General features: G+C 46.7%; 17 protein-coding genes. 5 read left to right on the top strand and 12 right to left on the bottom strand.

What is annotated here, in order from left to right; all coding sequences use genetic code 11:
* Nucleotides 1–68: 68 nt before the first annotated feature.
* The 3 genes from V1467_RS02100 to pdsR form a co-directional block, all read right to left on the bottom strand.
* Entirely contained in the window at nucleotides 69–605 is a 537-nt protein-coding gene (locus tag V1467_RS02100) for a prepilin-type N-terminal cleavage/methylation domain-containing protein (protein WP_416307148.1), read from the bottom strand.
* A gap of 166 nt (nucleotides 606–771) precedes the next feature.
* On the bottom strand, nucleotides 772–2,928 hold the full coding sequence (gene pdsS / locus V1467_RS02095; RefSeq protein ID WP_416307147.1) for a proteobacterial dedicated sortase system histidine kinase: 2,157 nt from the start codon (nucleotides 2,926–2,928) through the stop codon (nucleotides 772–774).
* Nucleotides 2,925–3,620, bottom strand: a complete 696-nt coding sequence (gene pdsR, locus V1467_RS02090; RefSeq protein ID WP_416307146.1) for a proteobacterial dedicated sortase system response regulator — start codon at nucleotides 3,618–3,620, stop codon at nucleotides 2,925–2,927. The genes pdsS and pdsR overlap by 4 nt, the downstream gene beginning before the upstream one ends.
* A gap of 219 nt (nucleotides 3,621–3,839) precedes the next feature.
* Between pdsR and pdsO the strand changes: the two genes are divergently transcribed.
* The 3 genes from pdsO to V1467_RS02075 are packed head-to-tail and all read left to right on the top strand — an operon-like array spanning nucleotide 3,840 to nucleotide 7,246.
* Complete coding sequence (gene pdsO, locus V1467_RS02085; RefSeq protein ID WP_416307145.1) at nucleotides 3,840–4,544, top strand: sortase-associated OmpA-like protein PdsO; 705 nt, start codon at nucleotides 3,840–3,842, stop codon at nucleotides 4,542–4,544.
* A 12-nt stretch (nucleotides 4,545–4,556) separates the two neighbouring features.
* Complete coding sequence (locus tag V1467_RS02080; protein WP_416307144.1) at nucleotides 4,557–6,674, top strand: marine proteobacterial sortase target protein; 2,118 nt, start codon at nucleotides 4,557–4,559, stop codon at nucleotides 6,672–6,674.
* Entirely contained in the window at nucleotides 6,671–7,246 is a 576-nt protein-coding gene (locus tag V1467_RS02075; RefSeq protein WP_416307143.1) for a class GN sortase, read from the top strand. Before V1467_RS02080 ends, V1467_RS02075 begins: the two co-directional genes overlap by 4 nt.
* On the opposite strand, the gene V1467_RS02070 is transcribed toward V1467_RS02075, so the two are convergent.
* From V1467_RS02070 to V1467_RS02060, 3 genes are all read right to left on the bottom strand, one after another.
* On the bottom strand, nucleotides 7,243–7,779 hold the full coding sequence (locus tag V1467_RS02070; RefSeq protein ID WP_416307142.1) for a DUF924 family protein: 537 nt from the start codon (nucleotides 7,777–7,779) through the stop codon (nucleotides 7,243–7,245). The genes V1467_RS02075 and V1467_RS02070 overlap by 4 nt on opposite strands.
* 27 nt (nucleotides 7,780–7,806) lie before the next feature.
* On the bottom strand, nucleotides 7,807–8,469 hold the full coding sequence (locus V1467_RS02065; protein ID WP_416307141.1) for a DUF1722 domain-containing protein: 663 nt from the start codon (nucleotides 8,467–8,469) through the stop codon (nucleotides 7,807–7,809).
* Nucleotides 8,470–8,620: 151 nt separating this feature from the next.
* Entirely contained in the window at nucleotides 8,621–9,265 is a 645-nt protein-coding gene (locus tag V1467_RS02060) for a glutathione S-transferase family protein (RefSeq protein ID WP_416307140.1), read from the bottom strand.
* 89 nt (nucleotides 9,266–9,354) lie between these two features.
* Between V1467_RS02060 and V1467_RS02055 the strand changes: the two genes are divergently transcribed.
* A complete protein-coding gene (locus tag V1467_RS02055) occupies nucleotides 9,355–9,900 on the top strand; it encodes a TetR/AcrR family transcriptional regulator (protein ID WP_416307139.1) in 546 nt (181 codons plus the stop codon).
* A 128-nt stretch (nucleotides 9,901–10,028) separates the two neighbouring features.
* Nucleotides 10,029–11,912: a CocE/NonD family hydrolase gene (locus tag V1467_RS02050; RefSeq protein ID WP_416307138.1), complete on the top strand. Its 1,884-nt coding sequence runs from the start codon at nucleotides 10,029–10,031 to the stop codon at nucleotides 11,910–11,912.
* A 1,084-nt stretch (nucleotides 11,913–12,996) separates the two neighbouring features.
* Here V1467_RS02050 and tuf read toward each other — a convergent pair.
* The 6 genes from tuf to rpoB form a co-directional block, all read right to left on the bottom strand.
* On the bottom strand, nucleotides 12,997–14,181 hold the full coding sequence (tuf, locus tag V1467_RS02045) for an elongation factor Tu (RefSeq protein WP_416307124.1): 1,185 nt from the start codon (nucleotides 14,179–14,181) through the stop codon (nucleotides 12,997–12,999).
* 71 nt (nucleotides 14,182–14,252) lie between these two features.
* A complete protein-coding gene (gene fusA, locus V1467_RS02040; RefSeq protein ID WP_416307137.1) occupies nucleotides 14,253–16,355 on the bottom strand; it encodes an elongation factor G in 2,103 nt (700 codons plus the stop codon).
* A 21-nt stretch (nucleotides 16,356–16,376) separates the two neighbouring features.
* The gene (gene rpsG, locus V1467_RS02035; RefSeq protein ID WP_416307136.1) at nucleotides 16,377–16,847 is read right to left on the bottom strand and encodes a 30S ribosomal protein S7; all 471 of its coding nucleotides are present in this window, start codon (nucleotides 16,845–16,847) and stop codon (nucleotides 16,377–16,379) included.
* A gap of 78 nt (nucleotides 16,848–16,925) precedes the next feature.
* On the bottom strand, nucleotides 16,926–17,300 hold the full coding sequence (gene rpsL, locus V1467_RS02030; RefSeq protein ID WP_416307135.1) for a 30S ribosomal protein S12: 375 nt from the start codon (nucleotides 17,298–17,300) through the stop codon (nucleotides 16,926–16,928).
* A gap of 150 nt (nucleotides 17,301–17,450) precedes the next feature.
* Nucleotides 17,451–21,632 carry a DNA-directed RNA polymerase subunit beta' gene (gene rpoC, locus V1467_RS02025; protein ID WP_416307134.1) on the bottom strand — a complete coding sequence of 1,394 codons (4,182 nt, stop codon included), beginning with the start codon at nucleotides 21,630–21,632 and terminating at the stop codon, nucleotides 17,451–17,453.
* Nucleotides 21,633–21,705: 73 nt separating this feature from the next.
* Nucleotides 21,706–25,734, bottom strand: coding sequence for a DNA-directed RNA polymerase subunit beta (rpoB, locus tag V1467_RS02020; protein ID WP_416308633.1), 4,029 nt, complete (start codon nucleotides 25,732–25,734; stop codon nucleotides 21,706–21,708).
* Nucleotides 25,735–25,785: the final 51 nt, after the last annotated feature.

Below are 25,785 nucleotides of genomic sequence, written 5' to 3'. Positions count from 1 at the left end.
GGACATAACCGCCAATAAACGCTTCATCAGTACTTTAACTCCCCTCGCCCCTCAAGTTTAAGGTATCATTACATATTATATGTCGTAACATCACCTGCCGATCCTGAGTAACCCGCCAGATTAAAGTCTTTATAAAAATATACGAAAAATGGCAAATTACCGGCCAGAAATGATTCACCATTAGCGCTATTACCATACGCACAAATTCCGTCATAACCGAATGTATTCCAACCTTTTGCCAATGTCCCGTTAGGATCATTAGTCGTCGCCACAGGTTGCGGGTCACTGTATAGCTTGTTCCACAGATCGGCGCACATAGCTGAACCACTGCCTGTGCCTGTTGGCCAACCTGATTCGTCTATAGAATAAGTGTCACTGCCAACCGTTAACGTACTGCCAGGATTCATTAATGATTTGGCGTAAACAAGATTTATTGCCGTTTTAAAACCGGCGTATTGGGACTTGGTAACCGCCGCAGTTGCATCTTCACTTATATCAATAAACTTGGGAGCAGCGGTAACGGCCAATATACCTAATATGACAATGACAATAATAAGTTCAATTAACGTAAAACCTGCATTGGATGGGAGTAACTTTTGTATCAATTTAATCGCCTTCTAATAGTTAATTAAGCTGTAGCGTCAACAACGGCACAATCGATGATCATACAAATAATTTTTTCCAATTAATAATACTTCTTCCCCTGCAGCCTTGTCAGGTTTAGTAAACCCAAGTTATGACGGGCAAGAACAGCTTTCAAACATCGATCGCTCAGGTTTTATTGATTATTATTTTAACCACCACTCCCGCACTATCAGATAAATTAGCAATACTAATCTGTGCCTGATGATATTCGGCAATCATTTTGGCAATATATAAACCCAGGCCCAAATGCGGTTGCCGGGTATCATTTTGCGGCCTGACCGACACCATAGAATCCAGTAACTGGGTTTGCATTTTTTCGGGCAACAAAGCTCCCTGATTACTAATACTGAGCTGCAATTTGCCTGATTTGTCGCTGCATTCAAAACAGATAGTCGATTGTGTCTCACTGAATTCCACTGCATTGGTGACAATTTTGTCCAGCATCTGTGCAAACAGTTCGGGGGAGCCGCTAATACCCGTTTCAACGCTATTAATATCCAGCTTAAACTGCCGCTCCGGATAAGCCATGCGGTATCCTTCTATACAGCCGTTGAGTAATTCTGCCAGCTTGAATTTTTCCTGTTCACTGACCATCATCGCCTGTTCCAGCCGGGTGGCCTCACTCATATTATTGAGGATTTTACTCAGCCGTTTGATCCCCTGCTGGGCACGATCAATATACTGTTTATTGTCTTCACTTTGCTCTTCCAGCGCCATATTCTCCAGCGAAGAGTTCACCACAGCCACGGGCGTGCGCAACTCGTGGGATAAACGCGACGCCATATTTTCCAGATAAGTATTATATTGGCCGAGCTTGCCCAGTACGCTATGAAATGTACGGGATAAATCACCAATCTCGTCACCGGTTTTGGAGGCAGGAATAGTGCCGATAATTTTGCCATGCTGATCGATGGCAGACTCGGTTTGATCGCGCAATTTACGGATCCGGGATGAAATCCGTGATGCAAATAAAAACAGCGCCAAAGTGCCCAAAGTCATGACCGCCAATATCACATGGAACAGGCCTTCCAGCGCTTTATTTCGCAAGGTACGAATACCGTGGGTGGTTTGCTCCACCACCACTGCCCCCATGACTTTTTCGTCAATAAAAATGGGATGGGCGGCAGATAAAATCACCGCCTTATTGTCCGAACTAAGCCGCCACAGCGAATCCGGTTTACCCGCCAATGCATTGGCGATATCTTGGCCTTGCAAGGCATAGGCATCCTGCAATTCATCAACAAAATCAGCCGGTGGTTTGGTTAAAATCTGGTAGTACAAGGGTAGCAACCAGCGCCGCTCAAAACCTTGCCACCATGACTTGTCTCTGGAATTGCTATCATCGGTTTTGACTCCGGTGGAACTATGAATACTGCCGGAACGTGCCAGTACCCGCATATGATTGTCTACCACCCAGACCCGCGCGTTCGAATATTTAAGCCCTTTAATAATATTTTCTATTTCAGGGGATGGCACCAGCACGGTCCCTAGTGAATCGGACTGGGACGGATTGGCCGTACCCACTGAATATTGCTTCAAGCGGGTTTTGGCATCATCGACATCCACAATAGCAAAGGCAATTTTGCTCGACATCATATTCAGTGGAAACCGCAGCTCAATATTGTAGCCATCAGGAGTACTGCGCCAGTCACCCTGAATACGGGTTTCCAGACGTAGGGGTCTTAGCGAGTCTGTTTCGCTGTCCAGTTGGTAAGCGTTCACCCATCCTGGTTTTACAGGAGCTACAATATAACGCTGGAACTCACCTTGCGGGTCGATAAGCGCGATTTGTAAATGGTCATTACGATCGATGCGTAAACTGTTCTGCGGCCGAAGCAGAACCTTGTCGTCGGTCACTTCAAACATTGCATACAGATAAGGACCAAACTGTCCCACCATATGGGTAAAGTGCAAACTTTGCGGATGATAGTCCGCCACCGGGTCAATCAGGTTTTGCTCTCCGTAATCCAGTGCCAGATGACGATAATCCTGCCAGTCGGTTAGATCACCATCCAGTTGAATGGGCTGCATAATTTTATGCGCGTACAGGTCGGTACCGGGTTTGACATCTTTTAGATAAGCCGCCTGATTATCAAATAAAGTAGGACGTTCATGTAAGGCTGTCGCTACTGCACGGGCAGTACCCACCATGGTTTGTTCCTGCCCCAGCCGCAGGTAACTTTCCAACTCCCATACATATTTGTAACCCAGCCAGGGGATCGCAAATAAAAACAGCGACAATAACAATAGCTTGAGACGAATGCCGATACGTAACTGACTCATCCACTATTTTTCCAGCGATAGCCCATGCCATAAACCGTTTCAATTCGATCAAAATACTTGTCAATCTGGACAAACTTTTTGCGGATCCGTTTGATGTGTGAGGTAATAGTGGTGTCATCCACCACCATCCGGGATTCATCCATCAGTTGCTGACGACTTTTGACATGGCCGGCAAATTTGGCAATCGCGTGCAACATCCAGAATTCGGTAACGGTAAGCTCTATTGGCTGATTTTGCCAGCTCACCGTCATACGGTTGCTGTCCATCAATAAGTCACCACACTGGACCAAGTCCGATTGCAGTTGTGGCTGGTTAAGCAATTCTGTGCGCCGGAATAACGCAGCAATTCGCGCCAGCAAATGTGGCAAACTGATATCTTTGGTAAGGTAATCATCGGCCCCCATGCGTAGGCCGCAAATGGTGTCGTAGTCGTTATCCCGCGCGGTAAAAAAGATAATCGGCAAGGTTTTGGACAGCGAACGCAATTGCTGACAAACCGCAAACCCCCCGTCAATCTCGTCTTGCAAGCCGATATCGATAATGGCCAGATCAGGTAAACGTTGGCTAAAACCGGCTTCCGCTGCAGCCCTGTTGGCATAAGTCAGTACATCGTAGCCCTGCTTTTTTAACGCCGCAGCATAATTTTCACGGATATCCGGGTCATCTTCTACCAGTGCAATGCGTTTACTCATACTGTTAATTAACTCGTTGTGGATAAATCGGTGTCTACTGCCTGCACTATATCTCAAAACCTGACGCAATTTACCTGTTGGGGGAAAATTCCATTTTTTCGCCACAATTGCTCGCCACATTGCCATTATTCGACCCCGGGTTGGTCACTAAGTCGTTGTTTACTATATGGGAACTCAGCACAACAGCATGTTACATAAACAACCATTTGGAGAAACAATATGAAACATTCACTCAGTATTATCGCAATCAGCCTGGCACTAACTTCCACAGCTTTTGCCGAACAAAGCAAGCAGCAACAACAGAAAAACGAGCTGATAGGTTTTGGCTCGGGTGCAGTAGCAGGCACGCTTATCGCAGGCCCCTTAGGCGGCATGATCGCTGGTATTTTCGGTATTATGATCGCCGATGACGTCAATGATGAAGCCAAACTGGCCGATGCCAGAACGCAACTGAATAACAAAGACCAACAACTGGCGACCTTGCAACAAAGTTACCAACAGGCGCAACAAAAAGCTCAGCTGGAGTTGGTATCCCTTAATCGTGAAATTGAAGTGGTTAGTCAGGATGTAGAGTCCAGTATCCAGTTTCGCACCGCGTCTTATTTGATCGAGGATCACTACAAAGCGCAATTGAATTTGTTAGCCAAGAATTTACGCGACAATCCCAAGTTGCAGGTTAATTTGTCCGGCTACGCCGATCGTCGTGGCGATGACAGCTATAACCAGTCTTTGTCCGAGCAACGGGTAAAAAGCATCCGGTCCTTTTTAGTAGAAAACGGGGTGAGCGACAATCAAATCACCAGCAACGCTTTTGGCGAGTCGTCACCGCTAAGCGCAGGTACCAGCAATGAAGATAACTTCTTTGATCGCCGGGTGATGGTTAAATTGTCTGACGGACATTCCGTAATGACTGCGGCTAACTAAAAGGATAAACCCATGACGACAATCATTCACAAGATTGCTGTCTGGCATATCACTTCTTGGTGTACTTCTGTCTGGGGGCCGCTTATTTTGGGGCTTGGGGCGCTGTTTCTTGCAGCGCCCTGTTTTAGCGCCGGACGCGCAAACATGCCAAATGTTGATAGTATCCAGCAACTGCAACAAGGAAGTTTAGTGCTGCAACAGACTAACAACCCGCAGCAGCAATCACTCAGCCCGCTATTGCATACCGATGTACGAATTAACGTTACCGGTATGGTGGCACGCACCACAGTAACACAAACCTTCCGTAATCCTGATCAACAGTGGGTCAACGGCATCTACGTATTCCCGTTACCAGAAAATGCCGCCGTCGATCATATGTCGATGCAGGTAGGAGACAGAATTATTGTGGGCGAGATACAGCCCAAACAGCAGGCGCGCGAAACTTACCAAAAAGCCAAACAACAAGGCAAAAAAGCCAGCCTGGTTGAACAGCAGCGCCCCAACCTGTTTACCAATTCGGTGGCCAATATCGGCCCTGACGAAACGGTCAAAGTGACTATCGAATACCAGCAACAGCTTGACTACCAAAATGGTCAATTCAGTTTGCGCTTTCCGATGACCATCACGCCCAGATATATACCGGGCAGACCAATTAGTCCTGTCTTTAGTGCCACTGGATGGGCACTTAATACCGATCAGGTACCCGACGCCAGCTTAATCAGCCCACCGATTAAAGACCGGGATTCATCTGAAAATAAAGTCGATTTACAGGTGACACTAAACAGTGGTTTTGCCCTGAGTCGTATTGAAAGTGAATTCCATCCCGTTGATATCACTTATCAGGATGACAAACAGGTAAAACTTGAGCTACAGCGCAGCGCGATGGCTAATCGGGACTTTGTACTGAATTGGCAACCAGAGCTTAACGCCAGTCCGCAAGCCGCTTTATTTACTCAACAGCACAATAACAAACAATACGGTTTGCTGATGTTTATGCCACCACAACCCGTTATTAATGAAAAGGACGAGGATAAACCTGACATTCCGCCACGCGAAGTGATTTTTGTCCTCGATACCTCAGGATCCATGGCGGGCGAGTCAATCCGGCAAGCCAAGATGGCGTTGCAAATCGCTATTCAGCAACTCAATCCGCAAGATAACTTTAATCTTATCGAATTCAACTCCAATGCCCGCTCGCTGTGGTGGGAACCGATGACGGCCAGTACCGCCAATAAACTCACCGCCATGAGTTTTATTGGCGGACTCAACGCAGACGGCGGCACCGAAATGGCCAAAGCGCTGCATCTGGCCTTGGATGAACAATATCCGTCCCATGAATTACGCCAGGTTATTTTTATTACCGATGGCAGCGTCGGCAATGAGCAAGCTCTAATGCAACTGATCGAACAAAAACTTGCCCATAGCCGTTTATTTACCGTGGGGATTGGCTCCGCCCCCAACAGCTATTTTATGACCGGTGCTGCTCAGGCTGGTCGAGGCACCTTTACCTATATCGGTGACGTTGGGCAGGTCCGCACTAAAATGCAGCTATTGTTGGATAAACTGCGCTTTCCGGCATTAACCGATATTGAACTGGACTTTAGCGCCGGTACCGAATTCTATCCGGCACATATCCCGGACCTTTATCTGGGTGAGCCGGTTATGGTCAGTTTTCGCAGCGATAACAAACTGAACAAGCTGAATATTTCAGGTAACCGACAACAAACTCCCTGGGCTGTGCAATTACCTGTAACCCAAGGGGCCGAATCAAGTGGGCTGGATGTATTGTGGGCGCGCAACAAGATTGCCCAATTGAACCGGGATAGGCGACATAGTGAAGATCGACAAGGGATGAATCAGCAGATTGAACAAACTGCTCTGCAGCATCATCTGGTTAGCGAATTTACCAGTCTGGTCGCGGTAGATCACACTCCGGTGGACTTGCAGCAACATGGCGCGCATGATCGGGCCGTTGCGAATCACCTTCCACAAGGTATCGACGCCGCGGAAATGATGGTGGGACAATTACCGCAAACCGCCACCCCGGCATCGCTGAATATACTCACCGGTATTTTGCTACTGATTCTGATATGTAGTTGGCATTTACTTACCCGGCGCAAAAATTGGTGAGCAAAGTTGGCATAAGACAATGGCGCTACCTAACCCTGACATTATTGTCGGGGATTGCGCTCTATTTAATCGTCAGTGGCGGTTATATTTATGCCAAAGCCCAGGTTGCTCAATGGCTGATTAAAGATGCATGGCAACAAACACTGGACAGTAATCAATGGCAGCTCCCCTGGTCCTGGGCTGATACCTGGCCTGTTGCCAAACTCAACTTAAAAAACAAGGAACTGTATATATTGGAAGGTGCGTCGGGCCGGGTACTTGCCTTTGGGCCCGGTCATATCAGTCAAACACCATTACCTATGCAACAAGGGAATACCGTTGTTGTTGGTCATCGAGACACCCATTTCAGAATATTGGAGGGCGTTGAAAAGGGGGAAATATTGAGCCTTGAAACCCGCCAAGGTCATTATCAATATCAGGTAACCAAGATACAAATTGTTAATCAGGATCGAATCGATTTACTGCAAAATAGCAGCGCTGCCCTGCTTACTTTGATTACCTGCTACCCTTTCGATTCACTAACTCCCGATACGCCACTGCGCTATGTAGTCCAGGCCAGTCTCCTTAACTAAAAAGAAGAACCCGCTTGCTTTAAGAAATCAATTTCTTCTTCAGTGGATTCGCGTCCTAGAATGTCATTGCGATGAGGATAACGGCCAAAACGCTCGATAATAGCCTTATGCCTCAACTCAAAGTCCAGATTGTTTTCAATGCCATTCTGCCTATACAGTTTTTCGGCAATGTTGTGCAGTAACTTAGATTCACTATGCATAAAAGGCATATACAGGAAGCTGTTCTGAATAGGCGTTAATTCATTATCAACCCCTGCCGCCACAGCCTCCTGTGCCAGCACGAGGGCCATATTATCCTGGCTAAAAGCCTGCGGTTTATCGCGAAACATATTGCGGGAAAATTGATCCAGTATGATGATTTCGGCCAACCGGCCTTGAGAATGTCGGCGCCAGGTGAATAATTCTCCCTGTATGGCCTGGTTGTATACACCGATAAAACGGGCGCGGATATATTGATCAAACTCGTCGTCTTTTTTCCACCACTGGGATGGTTCTATTTCTTTGAACCAGAAATCAATAATTTGCCGGTACATTTTCTCTCCCTGTTGTGGACTTAGCCGCTAGGGCTTGGTAGCAATCCATACATAAAGTTCACTTAACGCTGTAGATGATAATAGATAGAATTGTTTTATTTTCAACGTATTAAGCTGAATTTTTAGCAATAACTCCGACGCTGACCATTCCGTCATATTGTCATTATTGGTTATATCCACTGCGGAGACATACCCCCACATATGTTGCAGGGCATTGTAAATACCGCCTGGCCCAGGCCTTACACTTAATTGTTGCGTCAGCAATAATGCCAGCTCAGAGTACTGGGTAGCCGGTTTCATCTGCGCAACCTCCCTGCCTATGCGTTTATACAAATTCACATCACGAGCCATAATCGAATATTTGTGCTGGCTCCATAGCTGCTGGGCATTAGCTGGCAAAAGGATACGTCCAGATATCTTATTTTGATAACGCACTCTTAACTGTTCAAATTGCTGATAAGGACTGGTTTGACAGGAACGTGAGCTTGATAGTCGGCTATTGGTGAAACTCAATAATTTAATATCGGCGAGCTGCCTTAAGATAATCTCGGCGGCCAGCATATTATATCGAAAAATCTGTTCCGTGCATGACGGTTCTTGTGTCACCAAGGCTTGCGCACCCTCATATGCCAACAGTAAATCGCTATCCGTCAGATAACCTGGATGAATAATCCAATTTTCGCAGTTCATTACAGGACAAAAGTTAAAACTGGCATAAGGAAAGCCCGCTAATTAACAGGCATTTACCTTAGCCAACTTTAAATCAATTGAGAAGGGCTGCGCAGTTGCTCCATTACTTCTGTGAACAACTACACTCTCTGAACAGCTACACTCCGATAGTTTAGGCTTTGGGGATTAACACCTTTTTGGCTGACTCACGTTGCTGCAGACGTGACAAGTACTGATGTAGACTGGAATCGGGTTCAACCAACGCAAATTTCTCTGGTAAGCTGGCGGCATAGTATAGACAAGGAGCCGTCACCAGATCCGCCAGGGTCAGTTGCCCTGCAAACAAATAATCCTGCTCTTGCAACTGATTAGCGATCAATTGCACTGCATGTTGAGCTGCTGGACGATTTGCTTTGAGTACGTCAATACGGGGTTTACCGTCGTCGCCCTTGGGAAAGACCAGTTCCAGCAAATAATCACGCACAATCGCATGGCTGATATAAGTTGTCACCAGTTCGCACCATTCATCCATTTTTGCCTTAATCCAGGGATCATCGGGCGTTAGGCTGATACCAGTAAAGTTGCTGTCAAGATATCGACAGATGCTGTTGGTTTCCGCCAGTACTTTGCCGTTGTGTTGCAGCGCCGGGATTTTACGAAATGGGTGTAGCAACGCATGCTCATCACTTTGAAACTCGACAGTTTGGCTTCCCTGCTGCATACCAATATCGTATGCGATATTTTTCTCTTCACAAACCAGTTGCACAATACGTACAAAAGGGCTGAACTGCATACCGTAAATATAAACCTGACTCATTCTGTGTTCCTCGTCTGATAAAGTTCACTTCAGCCTAATCGGTGTTAAAATATGTTCAAGAACATATTTTAATCAACGAGACAGCTATTATGGCCTGGAACGCAGAGCATAAAATCAATACACGGCAACGCATTTTACACAGTGCCGCCCGCCTGTTTACCCAACACGGATTTGACAAAATCAGCATTGATAACGTGATGACAGAAGCAGGATTAACGCGCGGTGCCTTTTACGCCCACTTTAAAACCAAATCGGAACTGTACGCCGAAGCCATTATCGCCGGCGCAAAACAAAAAGCGGCTCAGTACCAACACAATGCCGACGACATTGAACAGATGAGCCGCGAATATTTATCCTCGGAACACCTGCAAGGAGAACAGTTGCGCTGTCCACTGGCGTTTTTAACGACTGATATTGGCCAGCGTGATAAGCAAGTGCGCGACGCCTATACTGCCGTATTCAAAGGTCTAATACGCTTTCTGGAATCCGCCGGGATGACTCGTGTTGATGCCATGCAGCGTGCAGTATTGATGATAGGCGGTGTGGCGATTGCCAAAGCGCTTAATCAACCAGAACTGGTAAACGAACTACTCGACGCCTGCCAAATGGACTGCTCGGCAGCAATTCCGGAATGATGGAGCTCACCGTTGAATTAACTCAGTTCATCGATTTGAGCATAGGACTTGAAGGCAAAAAATAGTATGGTGAGCGATTGCGCAAAAGCAAAAATTATTTATTTTTCAATATAATAAAGGATAATGTAATGAATAAGAAAACCTTATCAGGGTTTATCGGATTGTGTTGCTATATCATGCTGGTCGCTTTTGCTCAGGCTGCCGATGATAAAGAGCAAGACAAAAGAGCCGAATATATCCGCTCGCATTATGCGAAGTATGAATACCAGATCCCTATGCGTGACGGAGTCAAACTCTTTACCTCCGTCTATATCCCCTACGACAAGTCGACTAAATATCCGATGTTGATGCAGCGCACGCCTTATCGTGTTGCACCTTACGGACTGGATAAATACAAGACCAAACTGGGTCCTAGCGAAATCTTCGAGAAAGAAGGCTTTATCTTTGTATTTCAGGATGTACGCGGCAAATTTATGTCCGAAGGCGAGTATGTCAATATGCGCCCGCAAGACGCCTATAAAAAAGGTGGGAAGGCTGCAGATGATGCCACCGATACCTATGACACTATCGACTGGTTGGTCAAACATATCCCGAACAACAATGGCAAGGTCGGTATGTGGGGAACCTCTTACCCTGGTTACTACACCTCGGTAGCCGCAATCAACAGCCACAAGGCCCTGAAAGCGATCTCACCCCAGGCGCCTATTGCCGACTGGTTTTTTGATGACTTCCATCGAAACGGTGCTTTCTCGACGCCTATGGCGTTTATTTTCTTCGATAAGTTCGATAAGCAGCGTGAAGGACAATTCCCCTACTGGCCGGAAGGCATGAAATCTACCACTCCGGATGGTTATGATTTTTTCCGTAATTTAGGGCCGTTAGCCAACGTCAATAAAGACTATTTTCATGGCGAGCGTCCTTTCTGGAATGAACTGACTGAACACCCTAATTACGATGAATACTGGCAAGCACGTAATCTGTTGCAGCATCTTAACGATGTTAAACCTGAAACCTTGATTGTCGGTGGCTGGTATGACACCGAGGATTTGTATGGCCCATTAGCAACCTATCAGAAAATGTCCAAAGGCAACAAAAAAGACAACATTCACATCATTATGGGTCCCTGGTACCACGGCCAGTGGAACCGCGGCGATGGCGACAAAATGGGTGAAGCCAATTTTGGATTCGATACCAGTGAATGGTTTCAGGAACGTATTTTACTACCATTTTTCAAACATAACTTGAAGGATGATAAAACCGACTCGCTGGCCAAAGCGACTATCTTCGAAACCGGAGCAAACCGCTGGCGTGAATTTGATACCTGGCCACCTAAACAGGGCAAAGACATGACCCTATATATGGGTGCCAATGAAAAACTACTTGATCATAAGGAACCTAAAGGCGGCTTTAGTGACTATATCAGTGATCCTAATAAACCTGTTCCTCACTCGGCCCACACCAGTCGCGGCTGGGATCGCCCCTATATGGCCGAAGATCAGCGCTTCACTGCCCGTCGCCCCGACGTACTGGTATTTAACAGCGACGTGGCCACTGAAGATCAAACCATCGCAGGTGCCATTGATTTAAATTTATGGGTATCCACCAACCAAAGTGCCGCAGATTTTGTGGTGAAGCTGGTTGATGTATTCCCAGGCATGGACGAAAGCAGTAATGAAGTCGACAAAGACACAGGTAACCGCCATGAGTTAGTGCGTTGGGGCATTATCCGTGGGCGCTTCAGAAACAGTATGAGTACCCCTGAGCCGTTTGAGCCGAATAAACCCACATTGGTCAAATTTGAATTACTGGATGTACTGCACACCATCAAACGTGGACATAAACTGCAAATTCAGGTGCAAAGCAGCATGTTCCCGTTTATGGATATGAACCCACAAAAATACATCGACAATATCTTCAACGCCAAACCGGAAGACTTTGTTAAAGCCGAGCACAAGCTCTATCACAGCAAAGAATATCCAAGCTCAATTGAGTTTAAAGTGATAGGTAACTAAACTGCTTTATATTTAGCCTGTTAATCAACAAGTAAATCCCCGCCAACAGAGCGGGGATTTTTTTAAAGGCTTCAACCTTCCTCTTCTCCACTTCCTTGAGCTTATTCGTGATAATGATGCTAAATAGGTGTCATATTTCATCAAGTTAAAATTAGCGATGCATAAGATTAAGCTGTCAAATGCTGCAAAATAAAATCTTAGGCGTAGCTATCCTGCGGATAGCAAAACTTCGGCGAAGCGGCAGCAAACAGCTATTTTGATGAATTCTTTTTATTGAAAGAATTGCCAGCCATCCGCAGCTTTACCAATCGATAGACCATATCAGACCGGGATATAGAGGATGTATCTGCGGTGAAGAAAGCATCTTCTATCGAGTCTCAAACCAAAACGTTGAAATTATGGTTATCTCAGGAAACCAAGATACCGATATTTGGTTATAAAAGACGGGTTGCAAAACTGGACATCGCATAATGTTTGGGTACTCAAAGATTATGGTTTTATCTAGCAACTCTAACTTGCCTTGTGTAGGCCTGACTTGTTCGAACGGCCAAACATGAATGTTTCATCGCGCCGCTTCGATTAAACAAGTTGCGCCGGAACAAGAATAGCAAGTTGGTGGAGCGAAAGGACTTTTGGGTACTTTTCGTCCTTGAAAAGTGCCTAGCTCGCAAGGATGCGAGTTACAAAGGCATGGAGGCCAGTTGGCGTTAAGTACTACCCTTCTACTGCTCTGCGCTCAGGGCGAACGGAACAGCCCTTGGCGAAGCCAATATCTTTTAGCCGTATCGCAGATACAAAAAAGGCCGCTTTCGCGACCTTTTTCTAGTACTTAGCGTTAGCTAATCTATCGATTACTCGATGATTTTAGCTACAACACCTGCACCTACTGTACGGCCACGTTATTCCGGGCATCCTGCCCTTCACCCTACGGGCCAGCCTTCGGCTGTTCAAATTCGTTCCCGACGAATTTGTCACGGAACACCGTTACGGTGGTCGTACAGCAACTGCGTTATTAGCCCTAAAAATGCAAAAAGGCTCCCGAAGGAGCCTTTCTTATGATACTGACGTATCGCTAATCTATCGATTACTCGATGATTTTAGCTACAACACCTGCACCTACTGTACGGCCACCTTCACGGATAGCGAAGCGTAATCCTTCATCCATCGCAATCGGGTTAATCAGCTCAACCTTGAATTTCAGGTTGTCGCCTGGCATAACCATTTCTACACCTTCTGGCAATTCAACTGCACCTGTGATGTCAGTAGTACGGAAGTAGAACTGTGGACGGTAGCCTTTGAAGAATGGCGTGTGACGACCACCTTCGTCTTTGCTCAGTACGTATACTTCTGCTTCGAACTTGGTGTGTGGCTTGATTGAACCTGGCTTACATAATACTTGACCACGCTCTACGTCTTCACGCTTGGTTCCACGTAACAAGGCACCGATGTTCTCACCTGCACGACCTTCGTCAAGCAGTTTACGGAACATTTCTACTCCGGTAACGGTTGATTTGGTGGTGTCTTTGATACCCACGATTTCTACTTCGTCACCTGTGTTTACGATTCCACGCTCTACACGACCGGTTACAACTGTACCACGACCTGAAATCGAGAATACGTCTTCGATTGGCAGCAGGAACGGCTTGTCGATATCACGCTCTGGCTCTGGGATATAAGTATCCAGGGCTTCACCTAATTCGATGATTTTCTTTTCCCATTCTTCGTCGCCTTCCAGCGCTTTTAACGCGGAACCTTGAATAACAGGTAAGTCATCGCCCGGGAATTCGTATTCGGTTAACAGTTCACGTACTTCCATTTCTACCAGTTCTAGCAATTCTTCGTCGTCTACCATGTCACATTTGTTCATGAAGACGATCATGTAAGGTACGCCTACCTGGCGGCCTAACAGGATGTGCTCACGAGTTTGTGGCATTGGGCCGTCTGTCGCTGCTACTACCAGAATCGCTCCGTCCATTTGCGCTGCACCGGTGATCATGTTTTTGACATAATCCGCGTGTCCTGGGCAGTCTACGTGTGCGTAGTGACGGCTTGGTGTGTCATATTCTACGTGTGAGGTCGCGATGGTGATACCACGCTCACGCTCTTCCGGGGCGTTGTCGATTTGATCGAACGCTTGAGCTGAACCACCGTAAGTTTTTGCCAATACAGTCGTGATTGCTGCGGTTAAGGTCGTTTTACCGTGGTCTACGTGGCCGATTGTGCCTACGTTGACATGCGGTTTTGTACGTTCAAACTTTGCTTTTGCCATTTTACTAATTTCCTAAGTTAAAAGTCCGGCCCCTAATAAGGATAGATAACCGGACCAGACCTTCATTAAGATTATTGTCGAGCTTCAATTATCGCCTTGGCAACATTATTAGGTGCTTCGGCGTAGTTAAAGAATTCCATTGAGTATGATGCACGTCCTTGCGTTGCAGAACGCAAATCAGTTGCATAACCAAACATTTCAGATAACGGGACTTTAGCGCGTACTATTTTAATTCCGCCCACCCCATCGTCCATGCCTTCGATCATACCGCGGCGACGATTCAAATCACCAACAACGTCTCCCATCCAGTCTTCTGGAGTGGTGACCTCTACTTTCATCATTGGTTCAAGTAACACAGGGTTTGCTTGTGCAGCCCCTTTCCTGAAGCCCATTGAGCCAGCGATTTTAAACGCCATTTCAGAAGAGTCAACATCATGATATGAACCATCATACAATGTTACTTTGACATCAAGTACAGGATAACCGGCGATAACGCCGTTTTGCATCTGTTCCTGAATACCTTTATCAACCGCCGGGATGAATTCTTTAGGAACCACACCACCGACGATGTCGTTGACAAACTGGTAACCCGCACCTTCTTCCTGTGGCTCAATTTTCAGCCAAACATGACCAAATTGACCGCGTCCACCGGATTGACGCACGAATTTACCTTCTACCTCAACGGCAGAACGAATAGTCTCACGATAAGCAACTTGTGGTTTACCCACGTTACATTCAACACCGAATTCCCGTTTCATTCGATCCACAATGATATCCAGGTGTAATTCACCCATACCAGAGATGATCGTCTGTCCGGTTTCTTCGTCGGTTTTAACCCGGAAAGAAGGGTCTTCAGCCGCTAATTTACTTAGCGCGATACCCATTTTTTCCTGATCCGCCTGTGAACGAGGTTCAACAGCCACCGAGATAACCGGCTCCGGAAACTCCATCCGTTCCAGGGTAATAATGTGGTTAGGGTCGCACAATGTGTCACCCGTGGTCACATCTTTCAAACCGATAGCAGCCGCGATATCGCCGGCCAGAACTTCTTTCAGCTCGGCCCTGTCTTTGGCATGCATCTGTACGATGCGGCCAAAACGCTCGCGTTTACCTTTTACCGGGTTGTATACCGAGTCCCCAGTGTTAACCACACCGGAATAACAACGGAAGAATGTTAGTGTGCCAACAAAAGGATCGGTGGCGATTTTAAACGCAAGGGCAGAAAACGGCGCTTTATCATCTGCATGACGCTCACCTTCTGTTTCGTCTTTATCGTCCAGAATACCTTTAATTGGCGGTACATCGACAGGCGCTGGCAAATACTCAATAACAGCATCCAGGACAGCCTGAACGCCCTTGTTTTTGAATGCCGACCCACAGGTCGCCAGTACAATTTCGTTATTCAGTGTGCGTGTGCGCAAGCCATGCTTGATTTCTTCTTCGGTCAGCTCGACGCCTTCCAAATATTTGTCCATCAATTCTTCATTGGCTTCTGCTGCGGCCTCAATCATTTCCATCCGCATTGTCTTTGCCTGCTCAAGCAGGTCAGCCGGAATATCTTCGTAGCTGAAAGTCATGCCCTGGTCTGCTTCATTCCAGTTGATGTACTTCATTTTCAGAAGATCAATCACCCCTTTGAAGTTTTCCTCGGCACCGACATTCAATTGAATAGGCACACAAGTGGCACCTAAACGATTACGGATTTGTCCGACAACGCGTTTGAAATCTGCTCCGGCACGATCCATTTTGTTGACAAATACCATACGCGGAACGTGATATTTGTCAGCCTGACGCCATACCGTTTCAGATTGAGGTTCAACACCAGATGAACCACAGAACACCACCACAGCGCCATCAAGAACGCGCAGGGAGCGTTCTACTTCAATAGTGAAGTCAACGTGCCCCGGCGTGTCGATAATATTGATGCGGTGTTGTTCATATTGCTTTTGCATACCCGACCAGAAACAAGTGGTCGCAGCAGATGTGATGGTGATTCCTCGCTCCTGCTCCTGTTCCATCCAGTCCATGGTGGCCGCGCCATCATGAACCTCACCGATTTTATGTGATAAACCAGTGTAGAAAAGAACACGTTCCGTAGTCGTGGTTTTACCCGCGTCTACGTGAGCAACAATGCCTATATTGCGGTATCGCTCAATTGGCGTTTTACGAGCCATTTCAACCTCTCACTCTGCTAATTACCAACGGTAATGGGCGAAAGCTTTGTTTGCTTCGGCCATACGGTGCACGTCTTCACGTTTCTTAACCGCAGAACCTTTGTTTTCAGATGCATCCAGCATTTCAGCTGCCAGACGCTGAGCCATGGATTTTTCACCACGTTTACGTGCGGCTTCAACCAACCAGCGCATACCTAATGCATTGCGACGAACTGGACGAACTTCTACCGGAACCTGATAGGTAGAACCACCCACACGACGAGACTTAACCTCGACAGTCGGGCGAATGTTATCCAATGCGACTTCAAATACATCCAGGTGCTCTTTGCCGGTTTTCTCAGCAACAATATCAAGCGCGCCGTAAACGATTTTTTCAGCAGTTGACTTCTTGCCATCTAACATGACGACATTCATAAATTTCGCGAGTAACTGTGATCCGAACTTAGGATCAGGCAGGATTTTACGTTGACCTACGACTCTTCTTCTAGGCATTTTCTATTCTCCGAGGAATTCAGGGGTTTCCCAAAACTCTAATTAATACTTAAGTTTGGCCTTACTAACGGAGAACCGTTAAGACTTGGGCCGTTTCGCGCCGTACTTGGAGCGAGCTTGTCTACGATCACCAACACCGGCGCAGTCTAACGTACCGCGAACAGTGTGATAACGCACACCTGGTAAATCTTTAACACGACCACCACGAATAAGAACAACGCTGTGCTCTTGCAAGTTGTGACCTTCACCACCGATGTATGAAGACACTTCAAAACCGTTGGTTAAACGAACACGACATACTTTACGTAATGCTGAGTTCGGCTTCTTTGGTGTGGTGGTATATACGCGAGTACATACACCACGGCGTTGTGGGCAAGCATCCAAAGCGGGAACATTGCTTTTCACAATGGCCTTTTGGCGTGGCTTGCGGACTAACTGGTTAACTGTTGCCATTAACTAGCTCCTGATTAAAAACTGCTGATTTTAAATGCGAAAAATTCCGCGGCCCTAAAATTAGGGTCGCAGAATTCTATAGATCAAAGTTTAGCCTGTCAACCAGCTTGGCATGCTGGCTGACAAGTAAATTTCAATTATGTCAACAAATTACTCTGCATCACCAGAAGAAGCGGTCACTTCAGCGTTTAGGGCTTCAGTTAATGCTTGCTCTGCTTCTGCGGCTGATACGGACGGATCATCCAGCTCAACCTGATTTCTTTGTTGTTGACGTTGTTGATGGTAAGCGAAACCGGTACCTGCCGGGATCAGACGACCAACAATAACGTTTTCTTTCAGACCACGTAGCTCGTCTTCTTTACCTTGCACTGCGGCTTCGGTCAGTACACGAGTCGTTTCCTGGAACGATGCTGCTGAAATAAAGGATTCAGTCGACAGCGACGCTTTGGTAATACCCAACAACTGAATTTCATATTCAGCTGGCATTTTACCTTGCTTCTCCAGCTCGCGGTTAGCGATCTTGACGGTAGAGACTTCTACCTGCTCGCCGACCAGCAACTGGCTGTCACCGGAATGAGTAATCATACACTTACGCAACATCTGACGGATAATAACCTCGATGTGCTTATCGTTGATTTTTACCCCTTGCAGACGGTAAACATCCTGTACTTCGTTAACAATGTAATTGGATACGGCGCTGATTCCGCGTAGACGCAAAATATCGTGCTGCGCTTCAGGCCCATCGGCAATTACTTCGCCGCGCTCGACTTTTTCACCTTCGAACACGTTAAGCTGACGCCACTTAGGAATCATCTCTTCGTATGGATCGCCATTTTCAGGTGTAATCACAAGACGCTTTTTGCCTTTGGTTTCTTTACCAAAACCAATGGTTCCGGAGATTTCCGCAAGGATTGCAGGCTCTTTCGGCTTACGCGCTTCAAACAAGTCAGCAACACGTGGCAGACCACCGGTAATATCACGGGTCTTCGAACTTTCCTGCGGTATACGGGCTAGTACATCACCGGCATTAGCCATGGCACCATCACTGGATTCAATAGTGGTAAAGCTAGGTAAACGAATTTCCTGAATACCCACTTCATCATTTTCAAGAATCAGCTTAGGTTCTTTAGCCGTTGCCTTGGACAAGTCTTTAACCACGATACGAGTCAGACCGGTTAATTCATCCTGCTGCGTTTCAGTATTTGATTCATCGATATCAGCAAAGCTGATCTTCGATGCGCGCTCGGTAATGATTGGATGCGAATGCGGATCCCAGTTAGCAATAATATCACCAGCCTGAACTGCAGCATTGTCATCAACGTTCAATATCGCACCATAAGGTACTTTATAACGTTCTTTCTCACGTCCTTGCTCATCAATGATGGTCAATTCAGTTGAACGCGAAACGATAACCACTTTGTCGTCAACATTACGTACAAACTTGGCGTTATGCATTTTCATGCTACCGTTAGTTTTAACTTGTACGCTGTTTTCGGCCGACACTCGTGACGCCGCACCACCGATGTGGAACGTACGCATGGTTAACTGTGTTCCAGGTTCACCGATAGATTGTGCAGCAATAACACCCACAGCTTCACCGATGCCCACCTCATGTCCACGAGCCAAATCACGACCGTAACATTTAGCGCACACACCAAAGTCATTTTCGCAGGTGATAACCGAACGAACCTGAATTTGATCGACAGAATTAACTTCAAGCAAATCAACCAACTCTTCGTCAAGCAACACGTTACGTGCCACCAACACTTCATCGGTACCCGGCTTGATGACATCTTCAGCAACGGTACGACCTAGTACACGCTCACGCAACGGTTCAACAACATCACCACCTTCAATAAGTGGCGTCATTTTAACACCTTCGAAGGTGCCACAATCTTCGTTGTTGATAACCAAATCTTGTGCAACGTCAACCAAACGACGAGTCAAGTAACCTGAGTTAGCGGTTTTCAATGCGGTATCGGCCAAACCTTTACGCGCACCGTGAGTAGAAATAAAGTACTGCAGTACGTTTAGGCCTTCACGGAAGTTTGCGGTAATCGGTGTCTCGATAATTGAACCGTCTGGACGGGCCATCAAGCCACGCATACCGGCCAACTGACGAATCTGGGCGGCACTACCACGAGCACCGGAGTCAGCCATCATAAAGACCGAGTTGAAAGAGTCCTGCTCTTCCATTTCACCATCACGGTTTAGCACCTGCTCTTTTGACAGGTTGCTCATCATCGCTTTGGATACGTCTTCGTTAGCTTTTGACCAGATATCGATAACTTTGTTGTAACGTTCACCGGCGGTCACCAAACCAGACTGGAATTGCTCCTGGATCTCGACCACTTCGGCTTCGGCTTCATCAATGATATCTTTCTTGGCATCCGGAATAACCATATCGTCGATACCAACAGAGGCACCCGCGATCATCGCGTAATGGAAACCGGTATACATGATTTGGTCAGCGGCAATAACGGTATCTTTCAGCCCCAGGGCACGATAACAGGCATTCAACAGACGCGAAATCTGCTTCTTACCCATCGCCTGGTTAATCAATTCGAACGGCAAACCTTGTGGCAATATCAACGACAAAATCGAGCGTCCAACAGTAGTATCTGTCAGGGTGACTTTTTCTGTTTTGTTGCCTTCGGCGTCCACGTCAAACTCACGGATACGCACTTTTACGCGGGCATGCAATTCTGCACAGCCGGTACGGTAAGCTTTTTCAGCTTCGTGAGCGTTAGCGAACACCATACCTTCACCCAGACCGTTAACGCGATCACGCGTCAGGTAATACAAACCCAATACAACGTCCTGTGAAGGTACGATGATTGGCTCACCATTGGCGGGAGACAGGATGTTATTGGTCGACATCATCAAGGCACGCGCTTCTAACTGAGCCTCGATAGTAAGAGGTACGTGAACCGCCATTTGGTCACCGTCGAAGTCGGCGTTATAGGCCGCACATACTAACGGGTGCAACTGTATCGCTTTACCTTCGATTAGGGTCGGTTCAAAAGCCTGAATACCCAGTCTGTGCAAAGTAGGTGCACGGTTTAACAGTACCGGGTGTTCGCGGATAACATCATCCAGAACGTCCCAGACTTCCGGCGCTTCTTTTTCGACCAGTTTCTTGGCGGCTTTAATGGTGGTGGCTAAACCACGACCTTCCAGTTTTCCGTAGATAAATGGCTTGAACAATTCCAGCGCCATTTTCTTGGGCAGACCACACTGGTGTAAACGCAGTGTAGGACCCACGGTAATAACCGAACGGCCAGAATAGTCAACACGCTTACCCAGCAAGTTTTGACGGAAACGACCTTGCTTACCTTTGATCATATCGGCAAGAGATTTAAGCGGACGTTTGTTGGAACCGGTAATAGCGCGACCACGGCGACCGTTATCTAACAGCGCATCAACCGCTTCCTGTAACATACGTTTTTCGTTACGCACGATAATATCTGGCGCAGCCAGATCCAGCAGACGTTTCAAACGGTTGTTACGGTTAATCACCCGGCGATATAAATCATTCAAATCTGAGGTAGCAAAACGACCACCATCCAGTGGTACCAGAGGACGCAAATCCGGAGGTAAAACAGGCAATACTGTCATAATCATCCACTCTGGCTTATTGCCAGACAATTGGAAGGATTCCAGTAATTTCAGACGTTTGGTAATTTTCTTACGCTTGGTTTCTGAGTTGATGCTAGGCAATTCTTCGCGCATTGCTGCAACATCGGCAGCCACGTCAAGTGCGGTCAACAATTCAAATACCGCTTCGGCACCCATTTTGGCGTCGAACTCGTCACCGTGTTCTTCCAGCGCGTCCAGATACTCTTCTTCACTCAGAAGCTGGCTGCGCTCAAGCGTTGTCATGCCTGGTTCAGTCACGACATAAGATTCAAAATACAATACGCGTTCAATATCGCGTAAGGTCATATCCAGCATCAAACCGATACGAGACGGCAATGATTTCAGGAACCAGATATGTGCAACCGGGCTAGCCAGTTCTATATGACCCATACGGTCACGACGAACTTTAGTTAAAGTGACTTCTACGCCACATTTTTCACAGATAACACCGCGATGCTTCAGGCGTTTGTATTTACCACACAAACATTCGTAGTCTTTTACTGGCCCGAATATACGGGCACAGAACAAACCATCACGTTCCGGTTTAAAGGTACGATAATTGATAGTTTCTGGCTTTTTCACTTCACCATAAGACCATGAACGGATCATGTCCGGTGAAGCAAGGCCGATTCGAATATTGTCGAATTCTTCGGACTTATGCTGCTGCTTCAGAAATTTTAATAAATCTTTCACTATGTTCTCCCGACGGAGTCATTAAACTCGGGAAGCCCAAAGGCTTCCATACATAATGCTCTTACTGAGCGGCCTACTGTTCTTCCAGTTCGATGTTGATACCCAGTGAACGGATTTCTTTCAGCAATACGTTGAAAGATTCCGGCATACCAGGTTCCATACGATGATCGCCATCCACAATGTTTTTGTACATTTTAGTACGACCATTTACGTCATCGGACTTGACCGTCAACATTTCCTGCAAGGTATAAGCAGCACCATATGCTTCCAGTGCCCATACTTCCATCTCACCGAAACGCTGACCACCGAACTGCGCCTTACCACCCAGAGGTTGCTGGGTAACCAGGCTGTACGAGCCGGTAGAACGCGCATGCATCTTGTCATCAACCAAGTGATTCAGTTTCAGCATGTACATGTAACCCACAGTCACCTTACGCTCAAATTCACGTCCGGTACGGCCGTCAAACAGTACAATCTGACCGTCTTCAGGAATACCAGCCAGTTTTAACAACTGCTTGATTTCTTCTTCCTTGGCACCGTCAAACACAGGCGTCGCAATTGGCACACCTTTACGCAAATTCTGCGCAAGACGCTGGACTTCATGATCAGTAAAACTGTCGATGTCCACTTCCTGACAAGACTGGCCGGATTCATACACTTCTTTAATGAAGGCACGCAACTTGGCCATTTCTTGTTGCTCTTTAATCATGCGATCAATTTTGACCCCAAGACCATGAGCAGCCATACCCAAATGGGTTTCCAGGATCTGACCGATGTTCATCCGCGACGGTACACCTAACGGGTTCAATACGATATCAACCGGTACACCGTTTTCATCGTAAGGCATATCTTCTACCGGTTTGATGGTAGAGATAACCCCTTTGTTACCGTGACGTCCCGCCATTTTATCACCAGGCTGGATATGACGTTTAACCGCCAGATAAACCTTAACGATCTTCAGCACGCCTGGAGCCAGATCATCACCTTGGGTGATTTTGCGACGTTTGACTTCAAATTTCTTGTCGTAGTCCGCTTTGATCTCTGCATGTTGATCAGCAATTTGCTCAAGAGAAGCCTGGCTGTCTTCATCTTTCAATGAAATCTCGAACCATTTTTCACGTGGCAAGCTGTCCAGTTTCTCAGCACTGATACCAGAACCTTCAAGCAATGCACGGGCACGGGCAAATGTACCGTCAGACAGAATATTGAATTCGTCTGACAAGTCTTTTTTGACCTGACGCAATTGCATGTCTTCGATTTCCAGCGCACGTTTGTCTTTTTCGACACCGTCGCGAGTGAAGACCTGAACATCAATAATGGTACCGCGAACGCTGTTCGGTACGCGCAATGATGTATCTTTTACATCAGAGGCTTTTTCACCAAATATCGCTCTCAATAATTTTTCTTCTGGTGTCAGTTGCGTTTCACCTTTAGGTGTCACTTTACCGACCAGAATATCGCCACCTTTCACTTCAGCACCAATGTATACCACACCGGATTCATCCAGTTTGGACAGGGCTGATTCACCCACGTTAGGGATATCCGCAGAGATTTCTTCCGGACCTAACTTGGTATCACGAGCAATACAGCTCAGTTCCTGAATGTGAATAGTGGTAAAACGATCTTCTTCGGCTACTCGTTCTGATAACAGAATCGAATCCTCAAAGTTAAAACCGTTCCATGGCATAAATGCCACGCGCATGTTTTGACCCAATGCCAGCTCACCCAAGTCCGTTGAAGGACCATCCGCCAGAACATCACCACGTACAACGGGGTCACCCACTGAACAGGTTGGTTTCTGATTGATACAAGTGTTCTGGTTTGAACGGGTATATTTAGTCAAGTTATAGATGTCAATGCCTGCTTCGCCGGCAATCATTTCATCTTCTTCAACTTTAACCACGATACGGCTGGCATCCACGTAATCAATCACACCACCACGTTTGGCCACCACAGTTACACCGGAATCCACCGCTACGGTTTTTTCCATACCTGTACCCACCAACGGCTTGTCGGCACGTAAAGTGGGTACCGCTTGACGTTGCATGTTCGAGCCCATCAAGGCCCGGTTAGCATCATCATGCTCCAGGAACGGGATCATGCTGGCAGCAACAGAAACGATCTGCTGAGGTGAAACGTCCATGTACTTGATGTCATCTTTAGGCATCAAGGTAGACTCACCGCGGTAACGACAAGTTACCAGGTCATCAACCAAATAACCTTCTGCATCTAATTCTGCATTCGCCTGGGCGATCGGGAAGTTACCTTCCTCAATAGCAGACAGAAAGTCGATTTCTTCCGACACTATGCCATCGATAATTTTACGATATGGCGTTTCCAGGAAACCGTAATGGTTGGTACGGGCATAAGTTGACAACGAGTTGATCAAACCGATGTTCGGACCTTCCGGTGTTTCGATAGGACAAACGCGACCATAGTGGGTCGGGTGTACGTCTCGGACTTCGAAACCGGCGCGTTCACGGGTCAAACCGCCCGGACCTAAGGCAGAAATACGACGTTTGTGCGTCACTTCTGACAACGGGTTGTTTTGATCCATAAACTGGGATAGCTGGCTAGAACCGAAAAACTCTTTTACTGCAGCAGAAATTGGCTTGGCGTTGATCAAGTCCTGCGGCATAACCGCATCCAGATCACCCAAGCTCAAACGTTCTTTTACTGCACGTTCTACCCGAACCAACCCAACACGGAACTGGTTCTCGGCCATTTCACCTACAGAACGAATACGACGGTTACCCAAGTGGTCAATATCATCCACTTCATCCTTACCGTCACGGATAGAGATCAGTTGCTGCATAACCGCAACGATATCTTCTTTGCTCAGCGTACCTTCGCCAGTCATTTCTTCGCGACCCAGACGACGGTTGAACTTCATCCGGCCAACAGAAGATAAATCGTAACGATCGGCAGAGAAGAACATGTTACCAAACAGTCCTTCAGCAGCGTCTTTAGTCGGTGGCTCGCCAGGACGCATCATGCGATAAATTTCAACCAAGGCTTCAAGCTTATTGGTGGTTGAATCAATACGCAGTGTATCGGAGACGTATGAACCGTGATCCAGTTCATTGATATATAATGTATCAAACTCGGTAATGCCGGCAGTTTTCAACGCTTCCAACGTTTCCAGCGTTAATTCATCGTTGGCTTCAACAATGACTTCACCACTTTCCTTGTCAACATGGCCATTGGCCAATACACGACCAATCAAGTACTCAACCGGCACTTCCAGTTCAGTAATGTTGGCTTTTTCAAGTTGAATGGCATGACGGGCAGAAATACGACGACCGGTTTCAACCAATACTTCACCGTCTTTACCGACGATATCAAATTGGGCCACTTCACCGCGTAAGCGTGAAGGGACGATATCCATCAAATAACGGTCTTTATCCAGACGTACTTGTACTTTCTCGAAGAACATTTCCAGAATTTCTTCTGTACTGAATTCCAGTGCACGCAAAATAATCGACGCTGGTAACTTCCGGCGACGGTCTATACGTACAAACAAGTTATCTTTAGGATCAAACTCGAAATCTAACCATGAACCACGGTAAGGTATGACGCGTGCGTTATACAGCACTTTACCTGAGGAGTGGGTTTTTCCTTTATCATGATCAAAGAACACGCCAGGTGAACGGTGCAACTGGGAAACGATAACCCGTTCTGTACCATTAATAACAAAGGTGCCGTTATCTGTCATGAGCGGAATTTCGCCCATGTACACTTCCTGTTCTTTTATGTCTTTTACTGTTCCTGGTGCGGCTTCTTTATCAAACAACACCAGACGCAATTTCACCCGCAAAGGAGCAGAATACGTCACACCGCGAATTTGACATTCTTTAACATCAAATACGGGCTCGCCTAAACGATAGCTGACATATTGTAACTCGGAGTTACCTGAGTAACTTTTGATTGGAAATACTGAACGAAATGCTGCTTCCAGACCATATTGACCTTCCGGATCCATAGCGATGAATCGTTTGAATGAGTCTAATTGAATGGATAAAAGGTAAGGTATTTCCAGTACCTGCGGGCGTTTGCCGAAATCTTTCCGTATACGTTTCTTTTCACTATAAGAGTAAACCATGGTTTCCTCAGCCTGTTGAATTGTGATCCAACTTGCCATCCCGTCGCGCGA

This window comes from Neptunicella plasticusilytica (assembly GCF_047922965.1).
Taxonomy (GTDB): Bacteria; Pseudomonadota; Gammaproteobacteria; order Enterobacterales; family Alteromonadaceae; genus Neptunicella; species Neptunicella plasticusilytica.
This window is presented reverse-complemented; position numbering and strand designations above follow the sequence as displayed.